Consider the following 12,034-nt stretch of genomic DNA (forward strand, 5'->3'; position numbering starts at 1 on the left):
CCAGAGCTGGCCAACGCTCAAGGATTTGTAACGTGATTGGACGTTTGCGCGGCACCCTGGCTGAGAAGCAGCCTCCACATCTGATTCTGGATGTAAATGGCCTGGGCTATGAACTTGAAGTGCCCATGACGACTCTTTACCGCTTGCCGTCGGTCGGTGAACCGCTGACCTTGCACACCCATTTGGTCGTGCGCGAAGACGCACAGTTACTTTATGGTTTTGTCGGCAAGCGTGAGCGCGATTTCTTTCGCGAATTGATCCGCCTCAACGGTGTCGGGCCGAAACTGGCGCTGGCCTTGATGTCGAGCCTGGAAGTCGATGAACTGGTTCGTTGCGTACAGTCCCAGGACACTTCGGCGCTGACCAAGGTCCCGGGTGTCGGCAAGAAAACCGCCGAACGCTTGCTGGTCGAACTCAAGGATCGCTTCAAGGCCTGGGAAACCGTACCGGCCATGTTCGCCCTGGTGCCTAACCAGCCGGATGGACCCGCTCCGGTGAACACTGCCGAAAATGACGCCGTCAGCGCCTTGATTTCCCTGGGCTACAAACCCCAGGAAGCCAGCAAGGCAGTGTCTGCGATCAAGGAGAAAGGTTTGAGCAGTGAAGACATGATCCGCCGCGCCTTGAAGGGAATGATCTAAGTGATTGAAGCTGATCGTCTGATCGCTGCCACGCACAGCCCGCGTGAGCGCGAAGAAGTCCAGGACCGGGCGATTCGCCCGGTCAGCCTGGCCGAATACATTGGTCAGCCGACCGTTCGCGAGCAGATGGAGTTGTTCATCCAAGCCGCTCGCGGTCGTAACGAGTCCCTGGATCACACGCTGATCTTCGGGCCCCCCGGCCTTGGCAAGACCACCCTCGCCAACATCATCGCCCAGGAAATGGGGGTGTCGATCAAGAGCACCTCGGGGCCCGTGCTGGAGCGGCCGGGTGACCTCGCGGCGCTGTTGACCAACCTTGAGCCTCACGATGTGCTGTTCATCGATGAAATCCATCGTCTGTCGCCCATCGTCGAGGAGGTGTTGTATCCGGCCATGGAGGATTTCCAGCTAGACATCATGATCGGGGAGGGCCCGGCCGCGCGTTCGATCAAGCTGGATCTGCCGCCGTTCACCCTGGTCGGCGCAACGACGCGGGCGGGGATGCTGACCAATCCGTTGCGAGACCGTTTCGGGATCGTCCAGCGCCTGGAGTTCTACAACAACGCCGATCTGTCGACCATTGTCAGCCGCTCGGCAAGCATCCTTGGTTTGCCGCTGGACCCGGAGGGCGCCTTCGAGATCGCCCGCCGTGCCCGTGGCACGCCACGGATTGCCAACCGTCTGCTGCGCCGGGTGCGTGATTTCGCTGAAGTTCGCGCCAAGGGGCATATCACCAAGCCGATCGCCGACCTCGCGCTGAACCTGCTGGACGTCGACGAGCGCGGCTTCGATCACCAGGACCGGCGTCTGTTGCTGACCATGATCGAGAAATTCGACGGCGGGCCGGTCGGAGTCGACAGCCTGGCCGCCGCCATCAGCGAAGAGCGTCACACCATTGAAGACGTGCTGGAGCCTTACCTGATCCAGCAGGGCTACATCATGCGCACGCCACGGGGACGGGTGGTGACGCGCTATGCCTACCTGCATTTCGGTTTAAACATTCCGTCACGATTGGGCGAAATGCCCGTGGCAGACGAGTTCCTCGATGCCAGTGACGATTAATTAACGTTGCGTGCTGATTTTTTCGGGCAATGTAGGGTCCCAGGACCGTACTTTCACGAGAAAGCCGCAGATCAATGAAAAACAGTTGCCTGGCCGGATTGGCAACCTGAGGAGTAAGCACTAGAGTATGCGCGCGCAAAACGGGCTTGAGCCTTTCGCACATCGTTGTCGCGTTTATTACGAGGACACCGATGCGGGCGGCATCGTGTATTACGTCAATTACCTCAAGTTTATGGAACGGGCTCGAACCGAGCGGCTACGAGATCTGGGCTTTGCCCAATCGCAGCTGGCAGGGGAGGACCTGTTGTTCGTCGTGCATTCCAGCGAAGCGCGCTACCACGCGCCGGCGCGACTGGATGACGAACTGCTGGTAAGCGCTGAAGTAATCGAATTGAACCGTGCCAGCCTGCGCTTCAAACAGCAGGTCAGGCGGGCAACGGATAATGCGCTGCTCTGCGAAGGGCAGTTTTTGGTGGCCTGTGTGCGCACCGACAGTTTGAAACCCCGGGCCATTCCCGAAGCTCTGCGAGCGGCCTTTGCCGACGTGAGCGGCGCGGGTACACACTCAAAGCAGGAGATAAAGCGTGGAAGCTAACGTCGTCGACCATTCCTCCATGTGGAGCCTGGTCAGCAATGCCAGTATCGTGGTGCAACTGGTAATGCTGACCCTGGTAGCCGCATCGGTGACCTCGTGGATCATGATCTTTCAGCGCAGCAACCTGCTGCGCGCCGGTCGACGTGCCCTGGAGAGCTTTGAAGAGCGCTTCTGGTCGGGTATCGACCTGTCCAAGCTGTACCGTCAGGCCGGCAGCAACCCGGACCCTGATTCGGGTGTCGAGCAAATCTTCCGTGCCGGCTTCAAGGAATTCTCCCGTCTGCGCCAGCAGTCAGGCGTTGATCCGGAAGCGGTCATGGAAGGCGTGGCCCGTGCCATGCGCGTCGCCATTTCCCGCGAAGAAGAAAAGCTCGAGCAGAGCCTGCCCTTCCTGGCCACCGTCGGTTCCGTCAGCCCGTACATCGGTCTGTTCGGTACCGTCTGGGGGATCATGAACTCCTTCCGTGGTCTGGCAACCGCCCAGCAAGCGACCCTGGCCACTGTGGCCCCGGGTATCGCCGAAGCACTGATCGCCACGGCCATCGGTCTGTTCGCTGCCATTCCAGCCGTTATCGCCTACAACCGTTTTGCTGCTCGCAGCGAAACCCTGCTGGGCCGCTACTACACCTTCGCCGACGAGTTCCAGGCGATCCTGCACCGCAAAGTGCACACCAGCGAAGAATAAGCAGGTAATTTCCAATGGCTTTAATCGCTCGAGCTCGCAAAAAGCGCAAGCCGGTCGCCGAGATGAACGTGGTGCCTTACATCGACGTGATGTTGGTGCTGCTGGTCATCTTCATGGTGACCGCGCCGATGCTCAATCAGGGCGTGAAAGTTGATCTGCCCAAGGTTTCCAGCGAAGCCTTGCCGCAGGACAACAACACCCAGGTCCTGACCATTTCCATCAAATCCGACAAGACCTACTACTGGAACCTTGGTAGCGAAGTCGACACGGACAAGCAGCAAGACCGGGCCATGACGTTGCCGCAGATGACTGACGCCGTGACCAAGATCATTCGCGTCGGCAATGAAAACGGCAAGCACACCCAAGTCTTCATTCGCGGTGACAAATCCGTCGATTACGGTTCTGTCATGGGGGCCATGGGCGGGTTGCAGAAAGCCGGGGTCGGTAATGTTGGCTTGATTACCGAGGCGCCCTGATGCAGCAACAGCGAGAGCCGTCCGCCTCGGAAAGCTACTTCTGGCCTAGTGTCTGGGCGATTGGCTTGCACGTGCTGGTGTTCGGCATGCTGTTCGTCAGTTTTGCCTTTACCCCGGAACTGCCGCCGGCCAAGCCGATTGTCCAGGCGACCTTGTACCAGCTGAAATCGAAAAGTCGGGCGACCACCCAGACCAATCAGAAGATTGCCGGTGAAGCGCAGAAATCTGCTGCGCGTCAGACCGAAGTCGAACAGTTGGAACAGAAAAAGGTCGAGCAGGAAGCGGTGAAGGCCGCGGAACAAAAGAAAGAAGAGGCGGCTCAAAAGGCCGAGGAAGCCAAGAAGGCCGACGAAGCCAAGAAAGCGGACGAGGCGAAAAAGGCTGATGAAGCCAAGAAAGCCGACGATGCGAAGAAAGCCGCGGAAGCCAAGAAGGCAGAAGAGAAACAATTGGCTGATATAGCCAAGAAGAAAGCTGAAGAAGAAGCCAAGAAAGCTGCTGAAGAAGAGGCCAAGAAAGCGGCCGCTGAAGAAGCCAAGAAGAAGATCGTCGAAGACGCGAAGAAGAAAGCCGCGGAAGACGCCAAGAAGAAAGCCGAGGCTGAAGAGGCGAAGAAGAAGGTCGCCGAGGAAGCGAAGAAGAAAGCTGCTGCCGATGCTGCGAAGAAGAAATCGCAGGATGCGGCACGTAAGTCCGCCGAAGACAAAAAGGCTCAGGCCCTGGCAGATTTGCTTTCCGACACGCCGCAGCGTCAGCAGGCCTTGGCCGATGAGCAGGGTGACGAAGTCGCCGGCAGTTTCGATGACCTGATTCGAATACGTGCAGCGGAAGGCTGGGCTCGTCCACCTTCGGCCCGCAAAGGCATGACGGTTCAGCTGCAAATCGGCATGTTGCCGGACGGTACGGTGACTTCGGTCAAGGTGCTCAAGTCCAGTGGCGACGGTCCGTTTGACGCTTCGGCCGTAGCGGCAGTGAAGAATATTGGACGATTGACAGAAATGCAGGGAATGAAGCCGAGTGATTTTGCTCCGTATCGTTCATTCAAGATGACATTCACACCTGAGGATCTAGCCCCGTGAGAAACCTCCTTCGAGGAATGCTCGTCGTGATCTGCTGCATGGCAGGGATCGCGATGGCAGATGAGAAAAACATTCTGGTCACCAGTGGCAGCGATCGGGCCACCCCGATCGCAGTTGTTCCGTTCGGCTTCCAGGGCGGTAGCGTGCTGCCGGACGACATGGCTGAAATCATCGGTAACGACCTGCGCAACTCGGGTTACTACTCGCCGATTCCAAAGCAGAACATGATCAGCCAGCCGAGCCAGGCCAGCGAGATCATCTTCCGTGACTTCAAGGCGCTGGGTGCCCAGTACGTCATGGTCGGCAGCATCGTTCCGGCGGGCGGTCGCCTGCAGGTGCAATACGCACTGTTCAACGTGGCCACCGAGCAGCAAGTGCTGACCGGCAGCGTATCGGGCGGCGTCGATCAGTTGCGCGACATGGCGCACTACATCTCTGACCAGTCGTTCGAAAAGCTCACGGGTATCAAGGGTGCCTTCTCGACTCGCCTGCTGTACGTGACGGCCGAGCGTTTCTCCGAGAACAACACTCGCTACACCCTGCAACGTTCGGACTACGACGGTGCCCGCGCCGTGACCCTGCTGCAATCGCGCGAGCCGATCCTGTCGCCGCGTTTCGCACCGGATGGCAAGCGCATCGCCTATGTCTCCTTCGAGCAGAAGCGTCCGCGGATCTTCATGCAGAACATCGACACCGGTCGCCGTGAGCAGATCACCAACTTTGAAGGCCTGAACGGTGCGCCAGCCTGGTCGCCGGATGGCAATCGCCTGGCGTTCGTGCTGTCGAAAGACGGCAACCCGGACATCTACGTGATGAACCTGGGTTCGCGTCAGATCAGCCGCGTCACCAACGGTCCTGGCATCAACACCGAACCGTTCTGGGGCAAGGATGGTTCGACCATCTACTTCACTTCCGACCGTGGCGGCAAACCGCAGATCTACAAGACCAGCGCGGGTGGTGGCGGTGCCGAACGCGTGACTTTCGTCGGCAACTACAACGCCAACCCTAAATTGTCGGCTGATGAAAAGACGCTTGTCATGATTCACCGTCAGGATGGCTTCACCAATTTCAAGGTGGCGGCCCAGGATTTGCAACGCGGTAGTGTAAAAATCCTCACTGATAGCACTCTGGACGAGTCGCCTACTGTCGCGCCCAACGGCACCATGGTAATCTACGCCACCCGCCAGCAGGGCCGGGGAGTCTTGATGCTCGTGTCCATCAATGGACGCGTAAGGCTCCCGCTTCCTACCGCACAAGGCGAAGTCAGAGAACCTTCCTGGTCCCCTTACCTGAACTGACGCGGCGCTATACGTTTTACTTAACACACTGGGGTTCATTAGGAGTTTCACGATGGAAATGCTGAAGTTTGGTAAATTTGCTGCGCTGGCACTGGCCATGGCTGTAGCTGTAGGTTGCTCGTCCAAAGGCGGCGACAATGCCGGTGAAGGCGCGGTAGATCCAAACGCTGGTTACGGCGCAAACACTGGTGCAGTTGACGGCTCCCTGAGCGAAGAAGCTGCTCTGCGCGCAATCACCACTTTCTACTTCGAATACGACAGCTCGGACCTGAAGCCAGAAGCCATGCGCGCTCTGGACGTTCACGCCAAAGACCTGAAAGCAAACGGCGCTCGCGTTGTTCTGGAAGGCAACACCGACGAACGTGGTACTCGTGAGTACAACATGGCACTGGGCGAGCGTCGTGCGAAAGCCGTTCAGCGCTACCTGGTACTGCAAGGTGTTTCCCCAGCTCAGCTGGAACTGGTTTCCTACGGCGAAGAGCGTCCAGTTGCTACCGGCAACGACGAGCAGTCCTGGGCTCAAAACCGTCGCGTCGAACTGCGTAAGTAATTCGTCATGCGAACGTGCCGTCGTGCTGTAACTGTTCTGGCTCTCAGCCTCGCGCCGCTTGCGGTGTGGGCTGCGGTTCCTGTGGTCGATGACAACTCCGGTTATAACAATAGCGGGAGCAGTTATCCGCCTGCAGGTTACGGTACGAACGGCGCCTATGCCGGGGGAGGGGTTTCGACCCCTGTCTCGGCACAGGGCGAGCTGTTCAACCAACTGCAATCAATGCAGCAACAGATCGAGCGCCAGCAAGGTGCAATTGAAGTTCTGCAAAACGATGTAGCGCGCATGAAGCAGGAAAACCTGGAGCGATACCAGGATCTTGATCGGCGCATAGGAACCGGCGTTGCACCAGCCGCGACTCCTGAAAATTCTTCCACCGGTGGTGATTTGAGCGCCGCCGGTGCAGCCGCAGGTGCGGCAGCAGGCGCAGCCGCCGCTCAAGCACCTGCTGCGGGTAGCGAGCCGGCAGATCCGGCGAAGGAAAAGCTCTATTACGATGCTGCCTTCGACCTGATCAAGGCCAAGGACTTCGACAAGGCCAGCCAGGCTTTCTCGGCGTTCCTGCGCAAATACCCGAACAGTCAGTACGCGGGCAACGCCCAATACTGGTTGGGCGAAGTGAACCTGGCCAAAGGCGATCTGCAAGGCGCAGGTCAAGCGTTTGCCAAGGTTTCGCAGCTGTATCCCAAGCACGCCAAAGTGCCGGACTCGCTGTACAAGCTCGCTGACGTAGAGCGTCGCCTGGGTCACACCGACCGGGTCAAGGGCATTCTGCAGCAGGTGGTGTCCCAGTATCCGGGCACGTCCGCCGCCCAGTTGGCCCAGCGCGATCTGCAGAAAATGTAAGGCTGCCTGGCCCGTTTTGAAGAAACCCGCGCTTGTCGCGGGTTTTTTCGTTAGAATTCATCCCCTTTTTCTGAAACACGCTTTTTGGGATCTGCGCATTGCCGGGGTTCCTTGAAGTGCCTGACGGAGGCGGACAGCCTGTTTAGCTGTTACGCCCGTGGCGACTATGCAAGACACATTGAGAATCACCGAAGTTTTCTACTCGTTGCAGGGTGAAACTCGGACCGCCGGCCTGCCCACTGTTTTTGTGCGCCTGACCGGTTGCCCGTTGCGTTGCCAATACTGCGACAGCGCCTACGCGTTCACAGGCGGAACCATTCGCACGCTCGACGACATCCTCGAGCAGGTCGCCGGTTTCCGTCCGCGATACGTCTGTGTCACGGGCGGCGAGCCCCTGGCGCAACCCAACGCCATTCCCTTGCTCAAGCGCTTGTGTGACGCCGGTTACGAAGTGTCGCTGGAAACCAGTGGCTCCATTGATATCTCGGCGGTAGATTCCCGGGTCAGTCGCGTTGTCGACCTGAAAACCCCGGGTTCGAAGGAAGCACACCGCAATCGCTACGAAAACATTGAGCTGCTCACGGCCAACGATCAGGTGAAGTTTGTCATCTGCTCGCGGGAGGACTATGACTGGTCCGTTTCCAAGCTGATCCAGTACGGTCTGGACCAGCGGGCCGGTGAGGTCCTGTTCTCGCCAAGTCACCACGATCTCAATGCGCGGGATCTGGCGGATTGGGTGGTGGCGGACAACCTGCCAGTGCGTTTGCAATTGCAGCTGCATAAATATCTATGGAATGACGAGCCGGGGCGCTGAAATGACTGAACAACTGAACACTCCTGAAAAACGTGCGGTCATCCTGCTGTCCGGTGGCCTGGACTCGGCGACCGTCGTGGCCATGGCGCGCGCCGAAGGCTATAGCTGCTACACCATGAGCTTCGACTATGGTCAGCGGTCCCACGCCGAATTGCACGCTGCCGAACGCGTGGCCCGAGACCTGGGGGTGGTCGAGCACAAGGTGATCGGTCTGAACCTGAACGGCATGGGCGGCTCGGCGCTGACCGACAGCAGTATCGACATTCCGGAAGAGTTGGGAGAGGGCATTCCGGTGACTTACGTGCCTGCGCGTAACACGGTGTTCCTGTCCCTGGCCCTGGGCTGGGCTGAAGTGCTCGGTGCGCGCGACATCTTCATCGGCGTCAATGCGGTGGATTACTCCGGTTACCCGGACTGTCGTCCCGAGTTCATCGAGTCGTTCGAGCGCATGGCCAACCTGGCAACCAAAGCCGGCGTGGAAGGCAATGGCTTCCGGATCCAGGCACCGCTGCAAAACCTCAGCAAGGCTCAGATCGTCCAGGCGGGCGTGAAGCTTGGCGTGAACTATGGGCTGACCGTTTCCTGCTATCAGGCAGACGATGATGGTCGTGCGTGCGGCAAGTGCGACAGCTGCCGACTGCGTGCAGAAGGCTTCGCGGCGGCCGGAATCAGCGATCCAACACCTTATTTTTGATTTATTTTAAAATAGGTGTTGAATAGTCCTTAAAAATCAGTATTATACGCGCCACCACACAGCGGGTCGTTAGCTCAGTTGGTAGAGCAGTTGGCTTTTAACCAATTGGTCGTAGGTTCGAATCCCACACGACCCACCATTTTTAGCTGTTTTAAAAGTCTGGAAGGCCCACGCAAGTGAGGATTTCCGGATTTTTTTTTGCCCGCAAAAAAGTGCCCGTGCCACCGCTGCATTGGGCTAGTCGCTCGTTGCAAGGAAAGCGTCCAGTGCTTGAAGCGTCTCGGCCGGGCGTTCGATCATCGGCAGGTGGTTGCACCCTTCAAGGATGGCCGAGTCGTTCGCTGAACCGGCAGGAAGACCGTTACGCAACGTGTCCAGTGCCGAGACATCAATCACTTTATCCTCGCGACACCAGATGCCGAGTACCGGCATGTTCAATTTTATCAGCCGGTGGTCGAGGGCGAGCCATTGCGAGGAGGGGCGAATCTGCGCCAGGGTGGATTCGATAATCGCTCGCTGTGCGCGGTTGGCAAGGATTGCTTCCTGCACTTGCCGGTCAGACATCTGTGGAGGGTTCAGATAGACGAGGCGGGCGGTGCGTTCAACGCCAGCGCGATCATCGTAGATAAATGGATTGCCTCCAGCATTCAACTCCCGCATGAAATCATTGTCTTTGAAGCTCAGCCCCAGTGCGCCTACCAATACCAGCCGGCTGACGCGCTGCGGTTGATCGGCTGCATACACGCCGGCGATGGCTCCACCCATTGAATGCCCGATGAGGGTGAAGTTCTCGGCTTCGAGCGCCAGGATAAACTCATGGAGCCGGGTCGCTTGCGCCTCGATGTTGTAGCTGGAATATTCATTGTCAGTGGAGGCTCCCCAGCCTGGGAGGTCGGGGATGATGACGTGGAAACGCGAACTCAATGCCTTGCCAAATTCGAACCAGGCTTGTTTGCTTGATGAAAAGCCGTGGATCAGGATCACCGTTGGCCCCTGCCGCTCGCTTTCGTAATACGACCAGGCGCTGTTGCCTGCCTGGATCAGGCGCGCGCAGAGGGGTGGGGTTTCACAATGCCGGGTTGTCGAGGCTGGATTCAGATCCTCACCCGCCAGGACGAGTGTTGAAGACATCAGCCATGCCGTGAGCAGCAAGGTTGAGGCGGTCATGATCTTGATCAGGCGTTGGATCGACATGAGTTCAGTCCTTTGGTTGTTCCAGTTTCGGTTGGCCGGTTTCCTTTAGCCGGCTTAACGCTTCTATCAGTCCTTGCGCAGGTTAGTGGCAAAGCCATTCAGGTTTTGTGCGATAACTGCAACGGCGAATGTTTTTCCTCAAGGATCAAGGCCATAGGCCTTGTATCAGGGCGCGTCTATTCATCACCCTGGTCAGAATCATCTTTTGCATCCGTCGGATATTCTGTAGCCTTGCGCAGCTTCAACGCTGTCCGTGCCTGATGAATACCCACTTTCCCGGCGGTACCCCGAAGGGTCCGGAGCCGGGTGTATACTCGACTTTCGCGCGAATGCGCCTGCAGGTCTTGCGAACATGACGCAAATTTCCGAACGCCTTCTGGTTCAAGCCCACCTCGACGCCAAACAGCCCAAGCCGCTGACCGCCGATGAAGAGGCTTATTACCGTGCTGCCATCGCTGCCGAGCTCAAGGCTCAGGACGCAGTGCTGGTAGCCCACTTCTATTGTGATCCTGTCATTCAGGCGCTGGCCGAAGAGACGGGCGGCTGTGTTTCCGATTCGCTGGAAATGGCCCGCTTCGGCAACGCCCATCCAGCCAGGACCGTGGTCGTCGCCGGCGTGAAGTTCATGGGCGAGACCGCCAAGATCCTCAACCCGGAAAAGCGCGTACTGATGCCGACGCTCGAAGCGACCTGTTCGCTCGACCTGGGGTGCCCGGTGGACGAGTTTTCCGCGTTCTGCGACCAACACCCGGAGCGCACGGTGGTGGTGTACGCCAACACTTCCGCTGCGGTAAAAGCCCGAGCGGATTGGGTTGTGACCTCAAGCTGTGCGCTGGAAATCGTCGAAAGCCTGATGGACAACGGCGAGACCATCATATGGGGCCCGGACAAGCACCTGGGAACCTACATCCAGCGTCAGACCGGTGCCGACATGCTGCTGTGGGACGGTGCCTGCATCGTTCACGAAGAGTTCAAGTCCAAGCAGCTTGAAGACATGAAGGCGCTGTACCCGGATGCGGCGATTCTGGTGCACCCTGAGTCGCCGACATCGGTGATCGAGTTGGCCGATGCCGTAGGCTCCACCAGTCAGTTGATCGCGGCGGCACAGAGCTTGCCGAACAAGACGCTGATCGTTGCGACTGACCGCGGCATCTTCTACAAGATGCAGCAGCTGTGCCCGGACAAGGTCTTTATCGAAGCCCCGACGGCGGGTAACGGCGCGGCATGCCGCAGTTGTGCGCATTGCCCCTGGATGGCCATGAACACCCTTGAGCGGACGCTGAAGGCGTTGAAAGAAGGGGCGAACGAGATCTTTGTCGATCCGGCCCTGATCCCGCAGGCGATTCGGCCGCTCAAGCGCATGCTTGATTTCACCGCCGCAGCGCGGATGAAATTGGCGGGTAACGCCTGAGATCTTTCAGGCAAGCCGCAAAAACTGTGGGAGCGGCGGTGCGGCGATCCGACTTGCTCGCGAAGGCGGTGTATCAGTCGACATCGAGGTTGGCTGAGGCACCCTCTTCGCGAGCAAGCCCGCTCCCACATTGGTTTTTGTGTTCAGGGATTACTTGCTTTTCTTCGGAATCCGCACCAGCCGGGTGTTGGAATACATGTCATGCCAGCTGCGTTTCTGTTTGTCGAACAGCGACCAGATGAACCCAAGGCCAACACACAGCAGTGAAGCGATCGACACGACAAAGCGCAACAGCGCCTGCCACAGGCTGATGGACGAGCCATCGGCATTCTGCACCCGGATACACCAGACCTGCATGCCCAGGGTCTGACCGGACCAGGTCCAGAATTTGGCGAAAAAGCCGAACAGTACGAACAACAGAATTGTGGAGAGCAGGGGATCACCGTCCAGCGCACCCGCTTCGGTCAGGGTGCGCATCCTTTCTTCGCCGATGATCGCCATCTGGACCATCTTGTAGATGCCGCTGGTGACGATCAGCAGGGCGGTGCACAGCAGGAAGTCATAGAACATGGCTGCCAGACGACGACCCAGGCCAGCGGCAGGAAAGTCGCCCTGGGGGGTAAGCAGGTGTTTCGACATGACAGGCTCTCGGCGAAAAAAGAAGCCATTTTACGGATTTACGCGCACAA

The 12,034-nt window shown here is 58.3% G+C and carries 14 protein-coding genes and 1 tRNA gene; 13 read left to right on the plus strand and 2 right to left on the minus strand.

Features of this window, described 5'->3' with window-relative positions; genetic code table 11:
• Nucleotides 1-32: 32 nt before the first annotated feature.
• The 12 genes from ruvA to ACCD00_RS16040 all read left to right on the plus strand — a co-directional run bounded on the left by ruvA (nucleotide 33) and on the right by ACCD00_RS16040 (nucleotide 8,879).
• Complete coding sequence (gene ruvA / locus ACCD00_RS15985; protein WP_007995640.1) at nucleotides 33-641, plus strand: Holliday junction branch migration protein RuvA; 609 nt, start codon at nucleotides 33-35, stop codon at nucleotides 639-641.
• Nucleotides 642-1,703 carry a Holliday junction branch migration DNA helicase RuvB gene (gene ruvB, locus ACCD00_RS15990; RefSeq protein ID WP_413425974.1) on the plus strand — a complete coding sequence of 354 codons (1,062 nt, stop codon included), beginning with the start codon at nucleotides 642-644 and terminating at the stop codon, nucleotides 1,701-1,703. It begins immediately after the preceding gene.
• A gap of 127 nt (nucleotides 1,704-1,830) precedes the next feature.
• Nucleotides 1,831-2,298: a tol-pal system-associated acyl-CoA thioesterase gene (gene ybgC / locus ACCD00_RS15995; protein ID WP_085714501.1), complete on the plus strand. Its 468-nt coding sequence runs from the start codon at nucleotides 1,831-1,833 to the stop codon at nucleotides 2,296-2,298.
• Nucleotides 2,288-2,983, plus strand: coding sequence for a protein TolQ (tolQ, locus tag ACCD00_RS16000; RefSeq protein ID WP_007977321.1), 696 nt, complete (start codon nucleotides 2,288-2,290; stop codon nucleotides 2,981-2,983). The genes ybgC and tolQ overlap by 11 nt, the downstream gene beginning before the upstream one ends.
• A gap of 23 nt (nucleotides 2,984-3,006) precedes the next feature.
• Nucleotides 3,007-3,459: a protein TolR gene (gene tolR, locus ACCD00_RS16005; RefSeq protein ID WP_162130292.1), complete on the plus strand. Its 453-nt coding sequence runs from the start codon at nucleotides 3,007-3,009 to the stop codon at nucleotides 3,457-3,459.
• Nucleotides 3,459-4,538 carry a cell envelope integrity protein TolA gene (gene tolA / locus ACCD00_RS16010; RefSeq protein WP_008015803.1) on the plus strand — a complete coding sequence of 360 codons (1,080 nt, stop codon included), beginning with the start codon at nucleotides 3,459-3,461 and terminating at the stop codon, nucleotides 4,536-4,538. The genes tolR and tolA overlap by 1 nt, the downstream gene beginning before the upstream one ends.
• A 17-nt stretch (nucleotides 4,539-4,555) precedes the next feature.
• Entirely contained in the window at nucleotides 4,556-5,836 is a 1,281-nt protein-coding gene (gene tolB / locus ACCD00_RS16015) for a Tol-Pal system beta propeller repeat protein TolB (protein ID WP_177323544.1), read from the plus strand.
• 52 nt (nucleotides 5,837-5,888) lie between these two features.
• Nucleotides 5,889-6,386, plus strand: a complete 498-nt coding sequence (gene pal, locus ACCD00_RS16020; protein ID WP_003178634.1) for a peptidoglycan-associated lipoprotein Pal — start codon at nucleotides 5,889-5,891, stop codon at nucleotides 6,384-6,386.
• Between the two features lie 6 nt (nucleotides 6,387-6,392).
• Nucleotides 6,393-7,232: a tol-pal system protein YbgF gene (gene ybgF, locus ACCD00_RS16025; RefSeq protein WP_413425977.1), complete on the plus strand. Its 840-nt coding sequence runs from the start codon at nucleotides 6,393-6,395 to the stop codon at nucleotides 7,230-7,232.
• Between the two features lie 166 nt (nucleotides 7,233-7,398).
• A complete protein-coding gene (queE, locus tag ACCD00_RS16030) occupies nucleotides 7,399-8,046 on the plus strand; it encodes a 7-carboxy-7-deazaguanine synthase QueE (protein WP_413425979.1) in 648 nt (215 codons plus the stop codon).
• Between the two features lies 1 nt (nucleotide 8,047).
• Nucleotides 8,048-8,740 (plus strand): 7-cyano-7-deazaguanine synthase QueC, encoded by a 693-nt coding sequence (queC, locus tag ACCD00_RS16035; RefSeq protein ID WP_057398977.1) that lies wholly within the window; start codon nucleotides 8,048-8,050, stop codon nucleotides 8,738-8,740.
• A gap of 63 nt (nucleotides 8,741-8,803) precedes the next feature.
• Nucleotides 8,804-8,879: transfer RNA gene (locus ACCD00_RS16040), tRNA-Lys, on the plus strand.
• Nucleotides 8,880-8,977: 98 nt separating this feature from the next.
• On the opposite strand, the gene ACCD00_RS16045 is transcribed toward ACCD00_RS16040, so the two are convergent.
• Complete coding sequence (locus tag ACCD00_RS16045; RefSeq protein ID WP_413425980.1) at nucleotides 8,978-9,934, minus strand: alpha/beta fold hydrolase; 957 nt, start codon at nucleotides 9,932-9,934, stop codon at nucleotides 8,978-8,980.
• Between the two features lie 352 nt (nucleotides 9,935-10,286).
• Between ACCD00_RS16045 and nadA the strand changes: the two genes are divergently transcribed.
• Complete coding sequence (gene nadA / locus ACCD00_RS16050; RefSeq protein WP_008019227.1) at nucleotides 10,287-11,345, plus strand: quinolinate synthase NadA; 1,059 nt, start codon at nucleotides 10,287-10,289, stop codon at nucleotides 11,343-11,345.
• Between the two features lie 150 nt (nucleotides 11,346-11,495).
• On the opposite strand, the gene ACCD00_RS16055 is transcribed toward nadA, so the two are convergent.
• The gene (locus ACCD00_RS16055) at nucleotides 11,496-11,984 is read right to left on the minus strand and encodes an RDD family protein (protein WP_413425982.1); all 489 of its coding nucleotides are present in this window, start codon (nucleotides 11,982-11,984) and stop codon (nucleotides 11,496-11,498) included.
• Nucleotides 11,985-12,034: the final 50 nt, after the last annotated feature.

Source organism: Pseudomonas sp. Pseusp3 (assembly GCF_047304225.1).
Classification (GTDB): Bacteria; Pseudomonadota; Gammaproteobacteria; order Pseudomonadales; family Pseudomonadaceae; genus Aquipseudomonas; species Aquipseudomonas fluorescens_CD.

What these genes read in the sequence shown, in the direction of transcription:
- queC (WP_057398977.1), top strand. Translation starts at nt 8,048, where the DNA reads ATGACTGAACAACTGAACACTCCTGAAAAACGTGCGGTCATCCTGCTG.
- pal (WP_003178634.1), top strand. Translation starts at nt 5,889, where the DNA reads ATGGAAATGCTGAAGTTTGGTAAATTTGCTGCGCTGGCACTGGCCATG.
- ACCD00_RS16055 (WP_413425982.1), bottom strand. Translation starts at nt 11,984, where the DNA reads ATGTCGAAACACCTGCTTACCCCCCAGGGCGACTTTCCTGCCGCTGGC.
- tolB (WP_177323544.1), top strand. Translation starts at nt 4,556, where the DNA reads ATGCTCGTCGTGATCTGCTGCATGGCAGGGATCGCGATGGCAGATGAG.
- ACCD00_RS16045 (WP_413425980.1), bottom strand. Translation starts at nt 9,934, where the DNA reads ATGTCGATCCAACGCCTGATCAAGATCATGACCGCCTCAACCTTGCTG.
- ybgF (WP_413425977.1), top strand. Translation starts at nt 6,393, where the DNA reads ATGCGAACGTGCCGTCGTGCTGTAACTGTTCTGGCTCTCAGCCTCGCG.
- ybgC (WP_085714501.1), top strand. Translation starts at nt 1,831, where the DNA reads ATGCGCGCGCAAAACGGGCTTGAGCCTTTCGCACATCGTTGTCGCGTT.
- queE (WP_413425979.1), top strand. Translation starts at nt 7,399, where the DNA reads ATGCAAGACACATTGAGAATCACCGAAGTTTTCTACTCGTTGCAGGGT.
- nadA (WP_008019227.1), top strand. Translation starts at nt 10,287, where the DNA reads ATGACGCAAATTTCCGAACGCCTTCTGGTTCAAGCCCACCTCGACGCC.
- tolA (WP_008015803.1), top strand. Translation starts at nt 3,459, where the DNA reads ATGCAGCAACAGCGAGAGCCGTCCGCCTCGGAAAGCTACTTCTGGCCT.